This is a genomic window from Azotobacter chroococcum, assembly GCF_004339665.1.
GTDB lineage: Bacteria > Pseudomonadota > Gammaproteobacteria > Pseudomonadales > Pseudomonadaceae > Azotobacter > Azotobacter chroococcum.
This window is the reverse complement of the sequence record NZ_SMMU01000008.1, coordinates 24,384-44,176: the sequence shown is the minus strand read 5'-3', so window position 1 is coordinate 44,176 and position 19,793 is coordinate 24,384. Positions and strand designations below refer to the sequence as shown.

24 protein-coding genes are annotated in these 19,793 nt (G+C 66.8%); 18 read left to right on the top strand and 6 right to left on the bottom strand.

All coding sequences use genetic code 11. From position 1 onward, the window contains the following. On the bottom strand, window positions 1–780 hold the full coding sequence (yaaA, locus tag EV691_RS09250) for a peroxide stress protein YaaA (RefSeq protein WP_131302642.1): 780 nt from the start codon (window positions 778–780) through the stop codon (window positions 1–3). 73 nt (window positions 781–853) lie between these two features. Here yaaA and dmeF point away from each other — a divergent pair, with 73 nt between their 5' ends. From dmeF to moaE, 5 genes are all read left to right on the top strand, one after another. Beyond that, window positions 854–1,828 (top strand): CDF family Co(II)/Ni(II) efflux transporter DmeF, encoded by a 975-nt coding sequence (dmeF, locus tag EV691_RS09245; RefSeq protein WP_131302640.1) that lies wholly within the window; start codon window positions 854–856, stop codon window positions 1,826–1,828. A 327-nt stretch (window positions 1,829–2,155) separates the two neighbouring features. Next, window positions 2,156–3,550 (top strand): PhoH family protein, encoded by a 1,395-nt coding sequence (locus EV691_RS09240; protein ID WP_089169043.1) that lies wholly within the window; start codon window positions 2,156–2,158, stop codon window positions 3,548–3,550. 97 nt (window positions 3,551–3,647) lie between these two features. Continuing rightward, window positions 3,648–4,118: a cyclic pyranopterin monophosphate synthase MoaC gene (moaC, locus tag EV691_RS09235; protein WP_131254989.1), complete on the top strand. Its 471-nt coding sequence runs from the start codon at window positions 3,648–3,650 to the stop codon at window positions 4,116–4,118. A 23-nt stretch (window positions 4,119–4,141) separates the two neighbouring features. Continuing rightward, window positions 4,142–4,390: a MoaD/ThiS family protein gene (locus EV691_RS09230; RefSeq protein ID WP_131302638.1), complete on the top strand. Its 249-nt coding sequence runs from the start codon at window positions 4,142–4,144 to the stop codon at window positions 4,388–4,390. Window position 4,391: 1 nt separating this feature from the next. Then, complete coding sequence (gene moaE / locus EV691_RS09225) at window positions 4,392–4,838, top strand: molybdopterin synthase catalytic subunit MoaE (RefSeq protein WP_131254988.1); 447 nt, start codon at window positions 4,392–4,394, stop codon at window positions 4,836–4,838. Window positions 4,839–4,898: 60 nt separating this feature from the next. On the opposite strand, the gene EV691_RS09220 is transcribed toward moaE, so the two are convergent. Beyond that, window positions 4,899–5,198 (bottom strand): DUF6156 family protein, encoded by a 300-nt coding sequence (locus EV691_RS09220; RefSeq protein WP_089169039.1) that lies wholly within the window; start codon window positions 5,196–5,198, stop codon window positions 4,899–4,901. 36 nt (window positions 5,199–5,234) lie between these two features. On the opposite strand from EV691_RS09220, the gene EV691_RS09215 reads away from it, so the two are divergent. From EV691_RS09215 to EV691_RS09205, 3 genes are all read left to right on the top strand, one after another. Then, entirely contained in the window at window positions 5,235–5,642 is a 408-nt protein-coding gene (locus EV691_RS09215; RefSeq protein WP_242672679.1) for a hypothetical protein, read from the top strand. Window positions 5,643–5,862: 220 nt separating this feature from the next. Next, window positions 5,863–6,423, top strand: a complete 561-nt coding sequence (locus EV691_RS09210) for an OsmC family protein (RefSeq protein WP_131302636.1) — start codon at window positions 5,863–5,865, stop codon at window positions 6,421–6,423. Window positions 6,424–6,516: 93 nt separating this feature from the next. Continuing rightward, entirely contained in the window at window positions 6,517–6,957 is a 441-nt protein-coding gene (locus EV691_RS09205) for a hypothetical protein (RefSeq protein ID WP_131302634.1), read from the top strand. Window positions 6,958–6,998: 41 nt separating this feature from the next. Here the strand turns inward: EV691_RS09205 and EV691_RS09200 are convergent, their stop codons facing one another. Further along, window positions 6,999–8,861 (bottom strand): Lnb N-terminal periplasmic domain-containing protein, encoded by a 1,863-nt coding sequence (locus tag EV691_RS09200; protein ID WP_131302632.1) that lies wholly within the window; start codon window positions 8,859–8,861, stop codon window positions 6,999–7,001. A gap of 74 nt (window positions 8,862–8,935) precedes the next feature. Then, window positions 8,936–9,424, bottom strand: a complete 489-nt coding sequence (locus tag EV691_RS09195) for a DUF3015 domain-containing protein (protein ID WP_131302631.1) — start codon at window positions 9,422–9,424, stop codon at window positions 8,936–8,938. Window positions 9,425–9,609: 185 nt separating this feature from the next. Between EV691_RS09195 and EV691_RS09190 the strand changes: the two genes are divergently transcribed. The 5 genes from EV691_RS09190 to bamJ all read left to right on the top strand — a co-directional run bounded on the left by EV691_RS09190 (window position 9,610) and on the right by bamJ (window position 14,459). Continuing rightward, on the top strand, window positions 9,610–9,936 hold the full coding sequence (locus tag EV691_RS09190) for a TraR/DksA family transcriptional regulator (RefSeq protein WP_131302629.1): 327 nt from the start codon (window positions 9,610–9,612) through the stop codon (window positions 9,934–9,936). Between the two features lie 146 nt (window positions 9,937–10,082). Further along, a complete protein-coding gene (locus EV691_RS09185) occupies window positions 10,083–12,503 on the top strand; it encodes a Lon protease family protein (protein ID WP_131302627.1) in 2,421 nt (806 codons plus the stop codon). Between the two features lie 169 nt (window positions 12,504–12,672). Beyond that, window positions 12,673–13,014 (top strand): PA4575 family protein, encoded by a 342-nt coding sequence (locus tag EV691_RS09180; RefSeq protein ID WP_131302625.1) that lies wholly within the window; start codon window positions 12,673–12,675, stop codon window positions 13,012–13,014. Between the two features lie 200 nt (window positions 13,015–13,214). Further along, window positions 13,215–13,709 carry a TIGR00645 family protein gene (locus EV691_RS09175; protein WP_089169034.1) on the top strand — a complete coding sequence of 165 codons (495 nt, stop codon included), beginning with the start codon at window positions 13,215–13,217 and terminating at the stop codon, window positions 13,707–13,709. A 132-nt stretch (window positions 13,710–13,841) separates the two neighbouring features. After that, window positions 13,842–14,459: a BamJ family beta-barrel-assembly machinery protein gene (gene bamJ / locus EV691_RS09170; RefSeq protein ID WP_131302623.1), complete on the top strand. Its 618-nt coding sequence runs from the start codon at window positions 13,842–13,844 to the stop codon at window positions 14,457–14,459. Window positions 14,460–14,548: 89 nt separating this feature from the next. Here bamJ and EV691_RS09165 read toward each other — a convergent pair whose 3' ends face one another. Continuing rightward, window positions 14,549–15,517, bottom strand: coding sequence for a polyprenyl synthetase family protein (locus EV691_RS09165; RefSeq protein WP_131302621.1), 969 nt, complete (start codon window positions 15,515–15,517; stop codon window positions 14,549–14,551). A gap of 242 nt (window positions 15,518–15,759) precedes the next feature. Here EV691_RS09165 and rplU point away from each other — a divergent pair, with 242 nt between their 5' ends. The 5 genes from rplU to EV691_RS09140 all read left to right on the top strand — a co-directional run bounded on the left by rplU (window position 15,760) and on the right by EV691_RS09140 (window position 19,348). Then, complete coding sequence (gene rplU, locus EV691_RS09160; RefSeq protein ID WP_039802344.1) at window positions 15,760–16,071, top strand: 50S ribosomal protein L21; 312 nt, start codon at window positions 15,760–15,762, stop codon at window positions 16,069–16,071. A gap of 33 nt (window positions 16,072–16,104) precedes the next feature. Then, window positions 16,105–16,362, top strand: coding sequence for a 50S ribosomal protein L27 (gene rpmA, locus EV691_RS09155; protein ID WP_039802346.1), 258 nt, complete (start codon window positions 16,105–16,107; stop codon window positions 16,360–16,362). A gap of 105 nt (window positions 16,363–16,467) precedes the next feature. Then, window positions 16,468–17,685, top strand: a complete 1,218-nt coding sequence (cgtA, locus tag EV691_RS09150) for an Obg family GTPase CgtA (protein WP_131302619.1) — start codon at window positions 16,468–16,470, stop codon at window positions 17,683–17,685. An 82-nt stretch (window positions 17,686–17,767) separates the two neighbouring features. Further along, complete coding sequence (gene proB / locus EV691_RS09145; RefSeq protein ID WP_039807513.1) at window positions 17,768–18,886, top strand: glutamate 5-kinase; 1,119 nt, start codon at window positions 17,768–17,770, stop codon at window positions 18,884–18,886. A gap of 9 nt (window positions 18,887–18,895) precedes the next feature. Continuing rightward, the gene (locus EV691_RS09140; protein ID WP_131302617.1) at window positions 18,896–19,348 is read left to right on the top strand and encodes a CreA family protein; all 453 of its coding nucleotides are present in this window, start codon (window positions 18,896–18,898) and stop codon (window positions 19,346–19,348) included. A gap of 84 nt (window positions 19,349–19,432) precedes the next feature. On the opposite strand, the gene rpsT is transcribed toward EV691_RS09140, so the two are convergent. Next, a complete protein-coding gene (gene rpsT, locus EV691_RS09135) occupies window positions 19,433–19,711 on the bottom strand; it encodes a 30S ribosomal protein S20 (protein WP_039802352.1) in 279 nt (92 codons plus the stop codon). Window positions 19,712–19,793: the final 82 nt, after the last annotated feature.

The window sequence follows — 19,793 nt, the reverse complement described above, 5'->3', positions numbered from 1 at the left end:
TCAGTCCATCGGCTTGTCGCGCAGGAACACCAGGCGCTCGGGCGTGGAGTGGCTGACCGAGAAGCGGTAGCCCCGGTCGTCGAAGTCCTTGAGGCCTTCCGGGTCGCGCAGGCGCTCCCTGATCACGTAGCGGGCCATGCGGCCGCGGGCCTGCTTGGCGTAGAGGCTGACGATCTTGTACTGGCCGTTCTTCAGGTCGCGGAATTCGGTGTCGATGACCCGGCCGCGCAGCAGCGGGCGTCTGACCGCCGAGAAGTACTCGTTGGAGGCCAGGTTGAGCAGCAGGTCGTCGCCCTGTTCGTCCAGCGCCTCGTTCAGCCAGAGGCTGATGCGCTCGCCCCAGAAGGCGTAGAGGTCCTTGCCGCGGGCGTTGGCCAGCTTTGTGCCCATCTCCAGGCGGTAGGGCTGCATCAGGTCGAGCGGGCGCAGCACGCCGTAGAGGCCGGAGAGCATGCGCAGATGCGCCTGGGCGAAGTCGAAGTCGGCCTCGTCGAAGTCCTCGGCATTGAGCCCGGTGTAGACATCGCCCTTGAAGGCGAGCAGGGCCTGCTTGGCGTTGGCCGGGCTGAAGTCGGGGGTCCATTCGGCGTAGCGCGCGGCGTTGAGCCCGGCGAGCTTGTCGGACAGGCTCATCAGCTCGGCGATCGCCTGCGGGGTCAGCTCGCGCAGCCGGATCATGAGTTCGGCGGCGTGGTCCAGGTACTGGGGCAGGGTGTGGCGTGCAGTGACCGGCGGGCTCTGGTAGTCGAGGGTCTTGGCCGGGGAAATCACCATCAGCATCGTTGCTCTCCTTCGGATCTGCGGCGATTCTAGCGTCTTTGGCCCGCGCCCCTCGCTTTCCCGGAGTCACCCGATGATCGAATGCAACCATGCACACTGGCAGTCCTCCCACGACTATCGTCCGCTGGAGGCGGGCAGCGAGCGCCAGGCCTGGCTGGTGGTGGCCCTGACCGGGGTCACCATGCTGGTGGAGATCGCCGCCGGCTATGCCTTCAATTCCATGGCGCTGCTGGCCGACGGCTGGCACATGGCTTCGCACATGCTGGCGATCGGCCTGACCGCGGTGGCCTACCTGCTCGCCCGGCGTTACGTGCAAGACCCGCGCTTCGCCTTTGGCACCTGGAAGATCGAGGTGCTGGCCGGCTTCGCCAGTGCGCTGCTGCTGGTCATGGTGGCCGTCCTGATGCTCGGCGAGTCGCTCTGGCGGCTCTGGCAGCCCCGCGAGATCGCCTTCGACCTGGCGTTGTGGGTGGCGGTGGTCGGTCTGGCGGTCAACCTGCTGTCCGCCTGGCTGCTGCGCGACCAGCACGACCACCATCACCATGGCCACGCGCACGGCCATGACCATGCCGATCACGATCACGGCCATGCCCAGGGCGGCCGCGATCTCAACCGCCATGCCGCCTACCTGCATGTGCTGACCGATGCGCTCACTTCGGTGGCGGCCATCGTCGCGCTGCTCGGCGGCAAGCTCTTCGGCTGGAGCTGGCTGGACCCGCTGATGGGCATCGTCGGCGCGCTGGTGATCGGTGTCTGGGCCAGGGGGCTGCTGGTCGAAACCGGCAAGGTGCTGCTCGACCGGGAGATGGACAGTCCAATGGTCGAGCGGGTGCGCGCCACCCTGGAGCGCGAGCCGGATACCGAGGTGGCCGACCTGCACCTGTGGCGCGTCGGCCGCGCCCAGTACGCCTGCATCCTCAGCGTGGTGACCCACGGCGACGGCAGCGCAGACCGCTACAAGGCCTGTCTGACGGGCATTTCCGGGCTGGTCCACGTGACCGTGGAGGTGAACCGCTGCGGGGGGAGGCAGTCAGGCGGGCGGGAGTGAATCCCCCCACTCTAGCGGCCCCCGGCGGGACCGCCAAGATTATTCCGCAACGGGATAAAAAAACCCTGGCAGGCGCTGAAAAGTACTTTTTTCTGTCATCCGTTTTGCTGTATCAACAAAGCCAGACCGCCTGACAGACCAAGGAAAGCGCTTGCGCGTCGTGTGATTGTCCACGGTCTGTCGCATGCGTGCGCACGCCCGGCGGCTCCGGCCGGCGGCGTGCCCGGCTTCTCCCGCCCGGTGCCGGAGAGGACGGCGGTTCTTCGCGGCGGAGCGCTGTATCCGGCATTCCGTCGCCTGCCCCCGGCCAGAAAAAGGTGACCGATTATGGATGACCACGGATGCGCCCACCCCACCCAGTCGACCCTCTACGTCCTCGACACCAACATCCTGATCCACGATCCCAACGCCTTGCTGAATTTCCAGGAACACCAGGTCGGCATTCCGATGACGGTGCTGGAGGAGCTGGACAAGCTGAAGACCGGCAAGCACACCGTGGCTGCCGAGTGCCGCCAGGCAATCCGGCTGATCGACCAGGTGCTCGGCGAGGCGACGCCCGAGGAGGTCGAGCAGGGCGTACCCATCCAGCGCGGCAAGAGCGGTCCCTGCGGCCTGCTGTCGATCCTCATGAGCCGCCGCGTCGGCGCTGACGACCGGCTGCCCGACGACGACAGCAACGACAACCGCATCATCAACCTGGTGGTGGATCTGAAGAGGCGCCGGCCGGAGGTGCCGGTGGTGCTGGTCACCAAGGACATCAACATGCGTCTGAAGGCGCGCGCCTGCGGGGTGGCGGCCGAGGACTACCACACCGACCAGCTGATCGACGACGTCAGCCTGCTGCCGCGCGGCTACCACAACCTTAGCGGCTCCTTCTGGGACCGGGTGAGCAAGGTGGATACCCGTCAGGACCACGGCCGCGCCTGGCACCGGGTGCAGCTCACCGACAACCTGCCGTCGCTGCACCTCAACGAGTTCATCCTCGACGAGCAGGGCTTCGTCGGCTGGGTCAAGGGCATCAAGGGCGACGAGCTCCTGATCCTCGACCTGCACCAGGAGCCCCTGCTGCACCAGGAGGCCTGGGGGCTGCGGCCGCGCGACATCTACCAGGCCCTGGCGCTGTTCGCCCTGCTCGAGCCGGACATCCATCTGGTCAACCTGACCGGCGCCGCCGGCTCCGGCAAGACCATCCTCGCCCTGGCCGCGGCCATCGAGCAGACCATGGTCAACAAGCGCTACCGGCGGATCATCGCCACCCGCAGCGTCCAGGGGCTGGACGAGGACATCGGCTTCCTGCCCGGCACCGAGGCGGAGAAGATGGAGCCCTGGCTCGGCGCCATCACCGACAACCTGGAGGCGCTGCACATGGACGACGAGAACACCCACGGCAGCGTCGACTACATCCTGCAGAAGGTGCCGCTGCAGTTCAAATCGCTGAACTACATCCGCGGGCGCAGCTTCCAGCAGAGCCTGATCCTCATCGACGAGTGCCAGAACCTCACCCCGCACCAGATGAAGACCATCATCACCCGCGCCGGCAGCGGCTCCAAGGTGGTCTGCCTGGGCAACCTGGCGCAGATCGACACCCCCTACCTGTCGGCCACCAGTTCCGGGCTGACCTACCTCACCGAGCGCTTCAAGGACTTCCGCCACGGCGTGCACATCACCCTGCAGGGGGTGCCGCGCTCGGCCCTGGCGGAGTACGCCGAGGCGAACATGTAGCGGCCGCGGCCGCGGGGCTGCCGTCGGCACCCCGCGGCCTGCCTGGCGGGCCGGCTGGGTATACAATTGGCCTCCTTTCGCGCCAGGAGCCGCTGTCATGCTCACCCATCTCGATTCCCAGGGCCATGCGCACATGGTCGACGTCACCGACAAGGCGAACACCGCCCGCGAGGCCGAGGCCGAGGCCTGGGTGCGCATGCTGCCGGAGACCCTGCGGCTGATCCAGCAGGGCGGCCATCCCAAGGGCGACGTGTTCGCCGTGGCGCGCATCGCCGGGATCATGGCGGCGAAGAAGACCCACGAACTGATTCCGCTCTGCCATCCGCTGCTGTTGACCGGCATCAAGGTCGAGCTGGCGGCCGAGGGCGAGGACCGCGTGCGCATCACCGCCCGCTGCAAGCTGGCCGGGCAGACCGGCGTGGAGATGGAGGCCCTGACTGCGGCCAGCGTCGCCGCGCTGACCCTCTACGACATGTGCAAGGCGGTGGATCGCGGCATGCTCATCGAGCAGATCCGCCTGCTGGAAAAGCAGGGCGGCAAGAGTGGCCACTACCGGGCCGATGCCTGATTCCGACGGAGAGCAGTATTCCCATGATTCACGTGCACTACTTCGCCCGCTACCGCGAGGCGCTCGGCGTTGATTCCGAGCAGCTTGGCTGGAGCGAGGCCTTCGCCCGCCTGGACGACCTGCGCCGCCACCTGCTGGCGCGCGGCGGCGACTGGGCGGTGCTCGGCGAGCGCAACCTGATGTGCGCCCGCAACCAGGAGCTGTGCGGCCTGGACGAGCCCTTGGCCGACGGCGACGAAATCGCCTTCTTCCCCACCGTCACCGGAGGCTGAGATGGGCATTCGGGTGCAGGTCGAGGCCTTCGATCCGGGGGCTGAGCTCAATGCGCTGCACGCGGCCAACGTCGGGGTCGGCGCGGTGGTCGGCTTCGTCGGCTACGTGCGCGACTTCAACGAGGGCCGCGAGGTCGGCGGGATGTTCCTCGAACACTATCCGGGGATGACCGAGAAGGCCCTGGGCAAGATCGCCGACGAGGCCGCGCAGCGCTGGCCGCTGCTCCGGCTGGAGATCCTCCACCGCATCGGCCGGCTGGAGCCGGGCGAGCCGATCGTCTTCGTCGGCACCGCCAGCGCCCACCGCCAGGCGGCCTTCGACGCCTGCGCGTTCGTCATGGACTACCTGAAGACCCGTGCGCCGTTCTGGAAGAAGGAGGATACCGGCGAGGGACCGCGCTGGGTCGAGGGCCGCGACAGCGACCAGGCGGCGGCGCGGCGCTGGTAGGGCGGAGGCAACCCGCCAGACGTGGCACGGGCCTGACTCGCAATGGCGGGTTGCACCGCCCTACGCCGGCTGGCCGTTCTCGTCGAAGTCGAGCACCGTGACTTCCTCGTCGGCGTCGGTGATCTCGGCCTGACGCAGGGCGCCGTTGGCGTGGTAGCTGTAGACGTGCTGCAGCTCCAGTTCGCCATAGACGATCTTCTCCATCTTGATCAGGCGGTCCTGTGCGTCGAAGTGGCCGCGGAAGAAGGTGTTGCGGTTGTGGAGACCGGCCTCGTCGAGTTCGTTCATCAGCTTCAGCGGCAGCTTGATGCCGCTGTAGGTGACGAAGTGACGGCAGGTGCCGGAAGCTTCGCTGCTCATGTGTCCTCTCATCGGGTGTGGTTTTGCGAAGGCGCGATGATCGCACAAAGCACGGGCCGTGCGGCGGGGCTCCGCCATTGCGCCGGCCCGGCAGGAAAGCGTCAGTCAATTTTCAGCGTGGTGATGATGAAGGCAGCGGTATTGGCAACTTCCCTGGTAATGCTCCTCGGTTTCGGCAACTCCGTGGCCGCCCATGACGACCACCATCATCATGAATGGCGGCGCTGGTGGGGCGATGAACGGAGGGAGGAGTTCCGGGACGGTCCGTGCGAGGTGAAGATCGAGTCGAAGCGCGGAGAGTACAAGCGGGAGGTGAAATGCAAGGACGGGATCGGGGCCCGCTGGCGCGGCGAATGGAAGGAGGAGTTCCGCGACGGCCGCTGCCGGGTCAAGCAGGAGGCGAAGCGCGACGAGTTCAAGGAGGAGGTCAAGTGCGATGACTGAGGGCCGCGCGTTTCTCCGCGAAGGGCGGCGACCGGACGAGCCTGCCTGGCCGGGGGGTGAAAAAGCGGCTAATACCCAATAGGGTCGCCTCGCGACCCTTCGCGGGTCGGTGGCCGCGCAAGGAGCTGAGGCTTGGCAGGGAGGCTTGCCGAGGGTTTGCGAGAGCGCTTGACCCTCCGGGGCCGCTGGCCGCTCCACTGCTGAAACGGAGGGGAAAACGATGACAGCGGAAAAGCACGTCAGCCGCATGAACGGCATCGACCTGGAGGTTCTCAAGGCAACCATCGGCGCCATCCAGAAGGATCCCGCGCTGGGCGCCTGTCGGTTCCGGGCGCGCAACGCCTGGCTCGGAGGCACGCGCAACTGCAGCACGATCTCCGGCTTCCATGGCGCCGGGCAGGAGATGGTGCACGCCGAGCCGTTCCTGCTGAATGCGGACGAGCCCGCCGTGCTCGCCGGCGGGGACAAGGCGGCCAACCCGGTCGAGCACCTGCTCAATGCCCTGGCCGGCTGCATCACCACTAGCATGGTCGCCCATGCGGCGGTGCACGGCATCTCCATCGACGAGCTGGAGTCGGAGCTGGAGGGCGACATCGACCTGCGCGGCTTCCTCGGACTGGACCCCGCCGTGCCCAAGGGCTACACGAACATCCGCGTGAAGTTCCGGGTGAAGACCGCCCCGGAAAACCTCGCGCTGCTCAAGGAGCTGGCGGCGTTCTCGCCGGTCTACAACACGCTGGTTCAGGGCGCGAAGGTGGAGATTGACATCGAGGCGTGCTGAAATTGCGCGCCGGACTGCGTTTCCGGCAAGCTGCGCCGCCGATGGGCCGGGCTGTTCCGGCCGCACGCGGACATTCTTCGGAGCGAGACGGCAATGCTTTCCAAACTCCTGATCGGCCTGCTCGGGCCAGCACTCAAGGTGCTCGTCGGCAAGGTCCTGGACGAGTTCTGCGACTGGCTGTTCGAGCGGCTCCGGGAGATCCTGCGCCGGCGCCGGGCGGCCAGCCTGGACAAGGCCGAGGCCCGCGCCGCGCAGGCGGACGAGCGGGCGCGCCGGGCCGGCACGCCGGACGAGGCGCGCGAGCAGGAGGCGGTCGCGCGGGTCTGGCGCGAGGTGGCGGAGATGTTCCGTCAGGAGAACGAGGCGCTGAAGGCGGAGCTGGAGGGCGTGCGGCGCAGCGCCGACCGTCAGGCGCAGCAGGCGGTGGCCGCCTTGCCGCTCGAGCAGGTCGTCGAGCCGGCCAGGAAGGTGCTCGAGAGCGATGGAGCGGGGCGTCCGCTCCGTCTCGATGGGTCGGCGGCGAGCAAGGAGTAGGGCGGCAGAGCCGCAGGCCTCGCGCACACCTTTTGGTCTCCTCAGTAGTGATACCAGCGCAGTTGCAGGCTCAGCTCGCTGGCCGGTGCGCCCTGCTGGCTGAATTCGCGGCGGGCGGCCAGGCGCAGGCCGAGGTTGGCGGCGATTTCCCACTGCTGGACCAGGCTCAGGTCACGGCGCACCTCGCCGTTGTGGAAGTAGTCGGCGCTGGCCTCGAGGCCGAGGTTGCCCAGCCGGTTGCGCCACAGCAGGCCGGCGTTGAAGCCGGCGGCCGGACTGATGAAGGCGGCGAAGTCCTCGTTCTGTTCCAGCCGGGCGGTGGCCAGGGCGAAGCCGAGCAGTCCTTCGGCGAGCGGCCAGGTGACGCCGGCGCCGCCGCTCAGGTGGCCGACCAGCTGTTCGTCGTCGTGGCGGCCCTTGCCGATGACCCGCTCCAGGCCGCCGCCGACCTGCCAGGACCAGGGCGAGAGCAGGGCGCTGCGCGGAGTCAGCGAGCGGATGTTGGCCAGGTCCAGTCGCTGCAGCTGCCAGTGATTGCCCTCGTATTGGCGCAGCTTGAGCTGGGCGATCTCGATCTGTGCGCCGAGGGGGAAGCCGTCGAGGTTGTCCTCAAGGTCGTGGTAGGCCATGCGCAGGCCGTATTCGGCGAAGCTCTGGTCTTCCCGGCTGCCGAGGGCGAGCTGCCAGGTGCGCGATTCGTGGCCGTTCTCCGGCGGCATGGGGCGCTCCACGGCGAGGCGCGGCGGCGGGTTGCGGTTGATCGCCTGCAGCAGGCGGTAGCTGTTGCGGGCGCTGCCTTCGTCGCGCTCCTCGCCGCTCTTGCGGTAGCGGATCAGCCGGTAGGCGGCGTCCTGCACCAGTGCCCGGCGTTCGGCCGGCAGCGCCTGGAAGGCCGGGCTGGCGAGCGCGGCACTGTCTTCGGCCAGGCGCCGCGTCCACTCCAGTTCCGTGCCGTTCAGCGGCTCTGCGCGCGCGAGCAGCTCCTTTTCCCGTGACGGACGGTAGTCGGTGCGCTCGACCAGCCCGGCCTGCTGCACCGCGCGCACGGTGTCGGCGGGGATGGCGGTGAGCGGGAACGGGTCGGTCAGCTCCAGGCCCGGGCGGGCGATCTCCAGCAGCTCGAGCAGGCGGTAGGAGCAGTTTTCGTCGAAGAAGTAGTAGTCGAACTGGATCTGCCGCAGTTCCCAGACGTGCTCGACCATCCGTCCGGTTTCCGCGGCGCTGAGGTTCAGCCGGTATTCCCAGAGGTCGCGGTTTTCCAGGCGGCTGTATTCGGCGAGCTTTTCCCGGTAGGGGAGCAGGGCGAAGAGACCGGGATAGCCGCCCATCAGCCCCTTCCAGGCGTACAGGATGCTGTTGTCGCTGCCCTCGATGTAGGCGCCGAAGTTCAGCGCATAGCTCAGCAGGGGGCTGCCCTGGGTGTCGATGCCGGGCGGATCGATGCGCAGCAGGGTGTGGCCGAACATCGACGAGGGGCTGTTCAGGTAGGCGGCGGGGAACACCAGCACCGTGCTGTGCGGGGCGATGTCGGCATGCCAGTCGGCGTATTCGCGGCACTGCGGCTGCGGCAGGTCGTCCAGGTTCAGCCGCTCGCGCAGCCAGCGGGTGCGGGCCGGAAAGCGGCACTGCGGATGGCGGTCGGCGAGGGCCGGCTCCTGGTAGAGGGCCGCGAGGGTGGCGGCGAGTTCCGCCGTGGGATCGCGCTCGCCCCGTTCGGCCAGGAAGAACTCGTCATCGTCGACATGACTGCGCCAGCCACCCAGCCGGTCGCGCTGGTAGTGGCCGAGAGCGAGCCAGAAGGGGTCTGCGGCCAGCTCGTGCAGGCGCGTCGCCGGCAGTTGCGGAGCGGCCTGGAGCGCGGCGCAGGCGCCGCCCAGCAGCAGGGGAAGCAGGCGTTTGAGCATGAGGGACTGGGACGGTCGGACAGAAAAGTGCCCGCCGGAGCGGGCACGAGGCGGAGGCGGGTCGCTGGGCCGGGTCAGGCCTGCTCGGCGTATTTGGCCAGGCGGGCGTCCTTCTTCAGAAGGGCGAGGGTGGCGTTGTGCACGTCCTCGGCGGTGACGTCGGCGGAGCTGAAGATTTCCGCGAAGTGCTCATGGGTCACGGCGGCGAAGTGGGCGCGGTCTTCCGGCTGCACGCCGAGCACCACGGCGTAGGTGGTCAGGGCTTCGCCGTCGCCCTTGGCCATGTCCTCGGACAGCTCGTCCATGATGCTGCCCAGTACCAGCATCGGCTTGCCGGAGTAGGTCAGGGCGCCGTCGGTACGGCAGCCGTTGGTGCCGGAGGTCATGCCGAAGGTAGCATTGCCCGAAGTGCCGTTGGTGGTCGAGGCGACCAGGTGCGAGGCCAGACCGCGTTGTCCCTTGAACAGCATGTTCCCCCAGCCGCAACTCGGGCCGCCCGGTGCCTCGGCGAAGGCATTGACGGAGGCGATGGCGAACAGGGAACCCAGCAGAATCCTTTTCATTGATGATCTCTTCTTCATGTGGAGAAACGGGCCGGTCCTCGCCGGCCGGTGCGCAGCATTTTGCAATGCCGTGGGGCTGTCAAGCCGGCCTTTCCGGTGGCGGTCGGGCACTTGATGCAGATCACTGCATATCGTCCAGTCTGGGCCACACTGAAGAGGAGTATGGCTGATTCGCGGGAGTGAACATGTCCGGCGTCTTCGATCCACAGGGCACCCTCGAGCGTCTGCACCGGGACTATCGGCAGCGCACCGAGGCCATCCGCGACGATCTGGCCCGGCCGCACGACACGGACGCCACCGAGCGGGCCGGCGAGCGGCAGAACGACGAGGTCCTGCAGGCCCTGCTGGCCGAGGCCGAGGCGGGCATGCGCCAGGTCGAGCGGGCGCGCCAGCGCCTGGCGGAGGGCCGTTATGGCCTCTGCCGGCGCTGTGGCCAGCCGATCGAGCCGGCACGCCTGGCCGCGCTGCCGGTCGCCGAACTCTGCCTGCACTGCGCCGGGCTGGAGCACTGAGTTCCTCGTAGCCGTTCGCCTGCACGCAAGGCATCGTCCGCCCTGCGCTGTCGATGGGGCGCCTTGCGGCGGGTCGGTGCGAAGGCCAGAATGGCGACTGTTTTCCCCCTCTCCGCGGCCTTGGCCGCCCGATGTAAGGACTCCCGATGCCCGACTCCGTTGCTGCCGGCCTGCGCCTGGCACCCGATGAGCTGACCCGTCCCTTCGATCCCGCCCAGTTCGCCTTCGCCAGTACCGACGAGCTGGAGCCCTTCCGCGGTGTGCTCGGTCAGGAGCGCGCGGTGGAAGCGCTGCAGTTCGGCGTGGCGATGCCGCGTCCGGGATACAACGTCTATGTCATGGGCGAGCCGGGCACCGGCCGCTTCTCCTACGTCAGGCGCTACCTGCAGACCGAGGCCAAGCGCCTGGATACGCCGCCCGACTGGGTCTACGTCAATCATTTCGAGGAGCCCCGCGAGCCGCGTTCGCTGCAGCTCGTGGCAGGCAGCGCCAGCGAGTTCATCGCTGACATCAATCTGCTGATCGACAATCTGCTGGCGACCTTTCCGGCGGTGTTCGAGACGCCGACCTACCAGCAGAAGAAGAGCGCCATCGACCGCGGCTTCAACCAGCGCTACGACCGCGCCCTCGACAGCATCGAGCGGCAGGCGCTGGACAAGGGCATCGCCCTGTACCGCGACAGTGCGAATATCGCCTTCACCCCGATGAAGGATGGCAAGACGCTGGATGAGGGTGAGTTCGCCCAACTGCCGGAGGCCGAGCGCGAGCGCTTCCATGAGGATATCGGCTACCTCGAGGAGCGCCTCAACGAGGAGCTGTCCAGCCTGCCGCAGTGGAAGCGCGAATCGAGCAACCAGCTGCGTCAGCTCAACGAGGAAACCATCACCCTGGCCCTGCAGCCGCTGCTCGCGCCGCTCTCGGAAAAATACGCGGAAAGTGCCGGGGTCTGCGCCTATCTGCAGGCGATGCAGGTCAACCTGCTGCGCACCGTGGTCGAGCAGCTGGGCGATGAGAACGTCACGGATGCCCAGCGGCGCGCGCTGGTGGTCGAGCAGTACTGCCCGAGCCTGGTGGTCGGCCATCACTGCCAGGGGGGCGCGCCGGTGGTGTTCGAGCCGCATCCCACCTACGACAACCTGTTCGGCCGCATCGAGTACGGCACCGACCAGGGCGCGCTCTACACCAGCTATCGCCAGCTGCGCCCGGGCGCGCTGCACCGCGCCAACGGCGGCTTCCTGATCCTCGAGGCGGAGCGGCTGCTCGGTGAGCCCTTCGTCTGGGATGCCCTCAAGCGCGCCCTGCATTCGCGTCAGTTGAAGATGGAGTCGCCGCTGGCCGAGCTCGGCCGGCTGGCCACCGTGACCCTCACCCCGCAGGTCATCCCGCTGCAGGTCAAGGTGGTGATCGTCGGCTCGCGGCAGCTCTATTACGCGCTGCAGGAGGTGGATCCGGACTTCCAGGAGATGTTCCGCGTGCTGGTGGATTTCGACGAGGAGATCCCGCTGGCCGAGGACAGCCTCGAGCAGTTCGCCCAGTTGCTCAAGACGCGCACTTCGGAGGAGGGCATGGCGCCCCTGTCCGGTCCGGCGGTGGCCCGCCTGGCGACCTACAGCGCGCGCCTGGCCGAGCACCAGGGCCGCCTGTCGGCGCGCATCGGCGATCTGTTCCAGCTGGTCAGCGAGGCCGACTTCGTCCGCCAGCTGGCCGGCGAGGCGCTGACCGGCGTCGGCCACATCGAGCGCGCCCTGAAGGCCAAGGAAACCCGCACCGGGCGGGTTTCGGCGCGGATTCTCGACGACATGCTCGCCGGCATCATCCTGATCGACACTCAGGGCGCGGCGATCGGCAAGTGCAACGGGCTCACCGTGCTGGAGATCGGCGACTCCGTCTTCGGCGTGCCGGCGCGGATCTCCGCCACCGTCTATCCGGGCGGTTCGGGGATCGTCGACATCGAGCGCGAGGTCAACCTCGGCCAGCCGATCCATTCCAAGGGGGTGATGATCCTCACCGGCTACCTCGGCAGCCGCTATGCCCAGGAGTTTCCCCTGGAGATCTCGGCGAGCATCGCCCTGGAGCAGTCCTACGGCTACGTCGACGGCGACAGCGCCTCCCTCGGCGAGGTCTGCACGCTGATCTCGGCGCTGTCGCGCACGCCGCTCAAGCAGTGCTTCGCCATCACCGGATCGATCAACCAGTTCGGCGAGGTGCAGGCGGTCGGCGGGGTCAACGAGAAGATCGAGGGCTTCTTCCGGCTCTGCGAGGCGCGCGGACTGACCGGCGAGCAGGGGGTGATCATCCCGCGCGCCAACGTCACCAACCTGATGCTCGACGAGCGCGTGCTGCAGGCGGTGCGCGCCGGACGCTTCCATGTCTATGCGGTGCGCCAGGTGGACGAGGCGCTCAGCCTGCTGCTCGGCGAGCCGGCCGGCGCAGCGGACGAGCAGGGCCGCTTCCCGACCGGCAGCGTCAATGCGCGGGTGGTCGAGCGGCTGCGGGAAATCGCCGAGATGGGCATGGAGGAGGATTCCGGCAAGCCGAAGGAGCCGCAGATCGGCGTTCAGGAATGAGAGGGCCCCGGCCTGCCTGGCAGGCCGGGGTGGCCGAATGCCGCAGGCCGGTCTCTGCTTGTCCTGGTTTTGTTCACCGACTTATCCACGGATTGGCTAGAGCAAAAATCTTTCTGGGTTGTCGTGTGGAGTGTACGCTGAAAGCACGACCCTGAAGGGGGATTGCCCTATGTCACGCACGCTTTGTCTGATCCGGAACTGCCTGGGACTGACCGTTCGCATCGAACTGGCAACCCGTCCGCTGGCAGGAGAGCAGGGGCTGTGGACGCTGCTCTTCGCCGCCGGCCTGTCCGGCGCGCAGCCGTCCTCGGTCAAGGCACAGGGGCCGTTTCGCGGGCCTGTGGCGGCAGAGCGGGTGCTCGACGAGGTGGCCTCGACCCTGGCAGGGGTGGGCTATCAGGAGTGCTCGGACCCGCTCATCTGGTGCCTCCATCTGCAGGCCGAACTGCGTCGGCTGAACGGCCCGCGACGCTGTCGCCCGGAAGGTCGCGAGTCCCAGCCGGAAGTCTGAGTGCGCACTGTTCGAGATTTGTACGGCGGGCGTGGGGAGCCGTCCGCCGGGCTTCGGAGCCGTTCATCCGCTCTTCGTTCACAGGGTTATCCACAGCAAATGGGGATATGTTGCCAGGCGTTTCCAGTGCAGGTGGGTGTCTTTGTCCCGATCATGCCCATGGGTATACTCGCCGCCGTTTTTGGCTGAGTGGATGCCCCATGGAACGTTTTCTCGAAAATGCAATGTATACCTCCCGCTGGCTGCTGGCGCCGATCTACCTCGGCCTGTCCCTGGCCCTGCTGGCGCTGACCCTGAAATTCTTCCAGGAGGTCTATCATCTGCTGCCGCACGTGTTCGAGATGGCCGAGGCGGAGCTGATCCTGGTCCTGCTGTCGATGATCGACATGTCGCTGGTCGGTGGCCTGCTGGTGATGGTGATGATTTCCGGCTACGAGAACTTCGTGTCCCAGCTGGACATCGACGAGGGCAAGGAAAAGCTCGACTGGCTGGGCAAGATGGACTCCGGCTCGCTGAAACTGAAGGTGGCCGCCTCCATCGTGGCCATCTCCTCGATCCACCTGCTGCGCGTGTTCATGGATGCGCAGAAGATCCCCAACGATAAGCTGCTGTGGTATGTGCTCATCCACATGACCTTCGTCATTTCTGCCTTCGTCATGAGCTATCTGGAGAAGATGGTCAAGCACGCCCATTGAGGTGGGCGTTTCCTGTGCGCCTTTTCCCTGTGCGCCGGCATGCCTGCGGATGCGTCCCGCCGATCAACTTTCCCGTCCCGCTCCTATGCTTGTGCTAGTCTGTCGGGCCTTTTCACCGACTGGAACTCCGTCATGAGCGAACTCAACCTTTCCACCGACGAAGCCCGCGTCAGCTACGGCATCGGGCGCCAGTTGGGCGACCAGATCCGTGACAACCCGCCGCCGGGGGTCAGTCTCGAGGCGGTGCTCGCCGGCCTGGCCGATGCCTTCGGCGGTCAGTCCAGCCGTGTCGAGCCGGCTGCACTGTCGGCCAGCTTCAAGGTCATCCGCGACCGCATGCAGGCCGAAGCCCAGGCCAAGGCCGAGGCGGCGGCTGCCGCAGGCGTCGCCTTCCTCGCCGAGAACGCCAAGCGCGAAGGCGTCACTGTGCTGGCCTCTGGCCTGCAGTACGAGGTGCTGACGGTCGGCGAGGGCCGCAAGCCGAGCCGCGAAGACCATGTACGGACCCACTACCACGGCACCCTGATCGACGGCAGCGTGTTCGACAGCTCCTATCAGCGCGGCCAGCCGGCCGAGTTCCCGGTCGGCGGGGTGATCGCCGGCTGGACCGAGGCCCTGCAACTGATGAACAGTGGCAGCAAGTGGCGCCTCTATGTGCCGAGCGAGCTGGCCTACGGTGATCAGGCCATCGGCAGCATCCCGCCGCACAGCGTGCTGGTGTTCGACGTCGAGCTGCTGGACGTGCTGTAAGATCGGGCTCCGCGGACAGGCGCGAGCGGAAACGAAAAAGCCGGACCCTCATGGTCCGGCTTTTTCGTTGTGATGCCGCGAGAGAGTCGTCAGTGGGTGCGTGCCACGGCGAAGCGGCTCAGCTCGATGAGGGCATCGCGGTATTCGCCAGCCGGCAGCACGTCCAGGCAGGCGATGGCGCGCTCGGCGTGCTCGCGGGCCTGGCGGGCGGTGTAGTCCAGGGCACCGGAGGCCTCCACGGCGGCGACGATGGCGGCCAGGTCCTCGATGCCGCCTTTCTGGATCGCCCGGCGTACCAGGGCGGCCTGCTCGGGGGTGCCTTCGCGCATGGTATAGATCAGCGGCAGGGTCGGTTTGCCTTCGGCCAGGTCGTCGCCGACGTTCTTGCCCAGGGTTTCGGCATCGCCGCGGTAGTCCAGCAGGTCGTCTACCAGTTGGAAGGCGACGCCGAGCGAGTCGCCGAAGCAGCGCAGTGCCTCGGTCTGTGCGGGGCTGGCGCCGGCCAGGATGGCGGCACCGTGGCTGGCGGCCTCGAAGAGCATCGCGGTCTTGCCGCGGATGACTTCCATGTAGGTTTCTTCCGTGGTGCTGGCGTCGCGCACCTTGGACAGCTGCAGCACCTCGCCTTCGGCGATCACCCGGGTGGCCTGGGACATGATGCGCATCACCGGCATGGAGGCCAGTTCGACCAGCATCTCGAAGCAGCGGGCATAGAGGAAGTCGCCGACCAGCACGCTCGGTGCATTGCCCCACAGGGCGTTGGAGGTGGAGCGGCCGCGGCGCAGGTCGGAGTCGTCGACCACGTCGTCGTGCAGCAGGGTGGAGGTGTGCAGGAACTCGATGGCGGCGGCCAGCAGGCGCATTTGCTCGTCGCACTTGCCGAGGGCGTTGCCGCAGAGCAGCACCAGCAGCGGGCGCAGGCGCTTGCCGCCGGCGGAGATGATGTAATCGCCGATCGTCTCCACCAGGGGGACCCGCGAGGTGAGCTGTTTGCGGATGATGCCGTCAACAGCGCTGAAATCGTCCGCGACCACGCGGTAAAAGGCCTGGGGTTGCATCAACGCCTCGAGCTTCTGATCAGTTGCCGCGGCATGCTAGGTGGCAGGGTATGGGCTGTCAAGGCGAGGGCTGGCGGCGCTTGCGTGGCTTCTGGTGCTTGCGTACAATCGCGGGCCCTAACTTCCCTGGGTATTTCCCTGTCTTACGCAATTGCGCGGGCGGTCATCCAGTCCGTGCAGCCATGCCGGCCAACGACTCCTTCTATAAAGCGCCGGGTGAGCAGGATCAACGGAGACATACCATGTACGCAGTAATCGTGACCGGCGGCAAGCAATACAAGGTTGCCGAAGGCGAATTCCTGAAGATCGAAAAGCTCGAAGTGGGCACTGGCGAAGCCGTGACCTTCGATCGCGTGCTGCTGGTCGGCAACGGTGATGACGTGAAGATCGGCGCTCCCGTGGTCGAGGGTGCCAAGGTGACCGCCGAGGTCGTGGGCCAGGGCCGTCACGACAAGGTGAGCATCATCAAGTTCCGCCGCCGCAAGCACCACATGAAGCACCAGGGCCACCGTCAGTGGTTCACCGAAGTCAAAATCACCGGTATCCAGGCCTGAGCCTGAATACCCGCTATTTGGAGTAACGCACTCATGGCACACAAAAAAGCTGGCGGTTCTACCCGCAACGGTCGCGATTCGGAAAGTAAACGCCTTGGCGTGAAAATGTTCGGCGGCCAGGTCATCAAGGCCGGCAACATCATCGTGCGTCAGCGTGGCACCCAGTTCCACGCCGGTTTCGGTGTCGGCATGGGCAAGGACCACACCCTCTTCGCGAAAGTGGAAGGCGTGGTCAAGTTCGAAGTGAAGGGTGCCTTCGGTCGTCGCTACGTGAGCGTCGTATCGGCCTGATCGCGGCATCGCCGGAAAAGCCCTGTCATGCGACGGGGCTTTTTTGTTTCTGTATCCTGTATCACTTGTTTCATTCAGCCCGTCCCATTGGCGGGAGGCGTACCCATGAAATTCGTCGATGAAGTTTCGATTTTTGTAAAGGCCGGTGACGGTGGCAACGGCATGATGAGCTTTCGTCGCGAAAAGTTCATCGAGAAGGGCGGCCCCAACGGTGGCGATGGCGGCGATGGCGGCTCCGTGTACATGGAGGCCGACGAGAATCTCAATACCCTGGTGGACTACCGCTATACCCGCCGCTTCGAGGCGCAGCGCGGCGAGAAGGGCGGTAGTACCGATTGCACCGGGGCCAAGGGCGAGGACCTGATCCTGCCGGTGCCGGTCGGCACCACGGTGATCGATGCCGGCACCCAGGAAATCATCGGTGATCTGACCCGCGCCGGGCAGCGCCTGCTGGTCGCCCAGGGTGGCTGGCACGGTCTGGGCAACACCCGCTTCAAGTCCAGCACCAACCGCGCGCCACGGCAGACCACACCGGGCAAGCCGGGCGAGGCGCGGGATCTCAAGCTGGAGCTCAAGGTGCTGGCCGACGTCGGTCTGCTCGGTCTGCCGAACGCCGGCAAGAGCACCTTCATCCGTGCGGTGTCGGCCGCCAAGCCGAAGGTCGCCGACTATCCCTTCACCACCCTGGTGCCGAATCTCGGGGTGGTCAGCGTCGGGCGCTACAAGAGCTTCGTGGTTGCCGACATCCCCGGGCTGATCGAGGGCGCGGCGGAAGGTGCGGGGCTGGGCATCCGCTTCCTCAAGCATCTGGCGCGTACCCGTCTGCTGCTGCATCTGGTGGACATGGCGCCGCTGGACGAGAGCGATCCGGCCGATGCGGCGGAGACCATCCTGCACGAGCTGGAGAAGTTCAGTCCGGCGCTGACCGAGCGCGAGCGCTGGCTGGTGCTGAACAAGGCCGATCAGTTGCTCGACGAGGAGCGTGAGGAGCGGCTGCGCGCGGTGGTCGAGCGGCTCGACTGGCAGGGGCCGGTATATGTGATTTCCGCGCTGGAGCGCGAGGGCACCGAGGCGCTCTGCCAGGACATCATGAAGTATCTAGACGAGCGCGCCCTGCGCATCGCCGAGGAGCCGGAATACGCCGAGGCGCTGGTCGAGCTGGATCAGCGCATCGAGGACGAGGCGCGCGCACGTCTGCAGGCACTGGACGACCAGCGTGCCCTGCGCCGCGCCGGCCTGAAGAGCGCCGATGCGCTGGAGGACGAAGACGACTTCGACGACGAGGACGACGGCGACGGGCCGGAGATCTTCTACGTGCGGTGATCCTGCGGGGCGGACGGGGTCCGTCCGGATTGGCGGCGGGTCGGGCTCGCCGTCTGACTGACAGAGCGGAAAGGCGGAGATGATGCGCGATAAGGTGACGGGTGCGCGGCGTTGGGTGGTGAAGATCGGCAGTGCCTTGCTGACTGCCGACGGTCGCGGCCTGGACCGTGTTTCGATGGCGGTCTGGGTCGAGCAGATGGTGGCGCTGCGCGAGGCTGGCGTGGAGCTGGTGCTGGTGTCTTCCGGTGCCGTGGCGGCCGGCATGAGCCAGCTGGGTTGGAATGTGCGGCCGAAGGCCATCCATGAGTTGCAGGCGGCGGCCGCGGTGGGGCAGATGGGGTTGGTGCGGGCCTGGGAATCGAGCTTCGCCGAGAATGGTCGGCACACTGCGCAGATCCTGCTGACCCATGACGACCTTTCCGACCGCAAGCGCTACCTGAATGCCCGCAGCACCCTGCGCACCCTGCTGGATCTCGGTGTCATCCCGGTGATCAACGAGAACGATACCGTGGTCACCGACGAGATCCGCTTCGGTGACAACGATACCCTGGCAGCGCTGGTGGCCAACCTGGTGGAGGCGGACCTGCTGGTCATTCTCACCGACCGCGACGGCATGTTCGATGCCGACCCGCGCAGCAATCCCGATGCGCAGCTGATCTTCGAAGCACGTGCCGACGACCCGCGCCTGGATGGCGCAGCCGGTTCCTCCGGCGGCGCCCTGGGGCGCGGCGGCATGCAGACCAAGCTGCGTGCGGCGCGGCTGGCGGCCCGCTCCGGCGCCCATACAGTGATCATCGGCGGGCGCATCGAGCGGGTGCTGGACCGCCTCAAGGCTGGCGAGCGGCTCGGTACCCTGCTGGCGCCCGAGCAGGGCATGCTGGCGGCGCGCAAGCAGTGGCTGGCCGGGCATCTGCAGATGCGTGGCACCCTGGTGCTGGATGCCGGGGCGGTGGAGGCGTTGACCCGTCATCATCGCAGCCTGCTGCCGGTGGGGGTCAAGTCCGTGGTGGGAAATTTCCGCCGCGGCGAGATGGTGGTCTGTGTCGATCGGGAGGGGGGCGAGATCGCCCGTGGCCTGGTCAACTACAGTTCTGCCGAGGCGCAGAAGATCATCGGTCGGGCTTCCGAGCAGATCGAGCAGTTGCTGGGTTATGTCGACGAGCCGGAGCTGGTGCATCGCGACAATCTGATCCTGGTCTGAGGAGGCGACATGCGCAGGATTCCATGGTTGCTGGCGGCGCTGTTGCCGTCCCAACTCCTGGCCGAGGAGATCGGCGAGGTGTCCACTGTGTTCAAGTGGTTCGGGCCGAACGACCGGATCGTCGTCGAGGCCTTCGACGATCCCAAGGTCGAGGGGGTGACCTGCTACCTGTCACGCCCGCGGACCGGTGGCGTCAAGGGTGGGCTGGGGCTGGCCGAGGACCGTGCCGAGGCCTCCATCGCCTGTCGCCAAGTCGGCAAGATCCGTTTCCGCGAGGAGCTGAAGGATGGCGAGGTGGTCTTCAAGGAGCGCACCTCGCTGGTGTTCAAGAGCATGCAGGTGGTGCGCTTCTTCGATGAGAAGCGCAACACTCTCGTCTATCTGGTCTACAGCGACCGGGTGATCGAGGGCAGCCCGCAGAATGCGGTGACGGCGATCCCGATTCTGCCCTGGGGGGAATGAGGGGGAGTGGGTGGTTCTCTCCCGCCCAAATCGCAGGCAACAAAAAACCGGCCATTGGCCGGTTTTTCGTGGAGCGCGTCCGAATCAGGCGGCAGCGGCTACGCCGAGGGCCTTGATGTGCGTGTTCAGGCGGCTCTTGTGACGAGCGGCCTTGTTCTTGTGGATGATGCCCTTGTCGGCCATGCGGTCGATCACCGGAACGGCAGCGGTGTAGGCGGTCTTGGCCTTGTCCAGGTCCTTGGCGTCGATAGCCTTGACCACGTTCTTGATGTAGGTACGAACCATCGAGCGCAGGCTGGCGTTATGGCTACGACGCTTCTCAGCCTGTTTGGCGCGTTTTTTGGCAGAAGGTGAGTTGGCCACCGTCAAGCTCCTCGAAACTGGGGGATACGAACAAATCTGGGATACAAGCAAATAAGGCCGCGAATCATGCCGAGATGTGGGG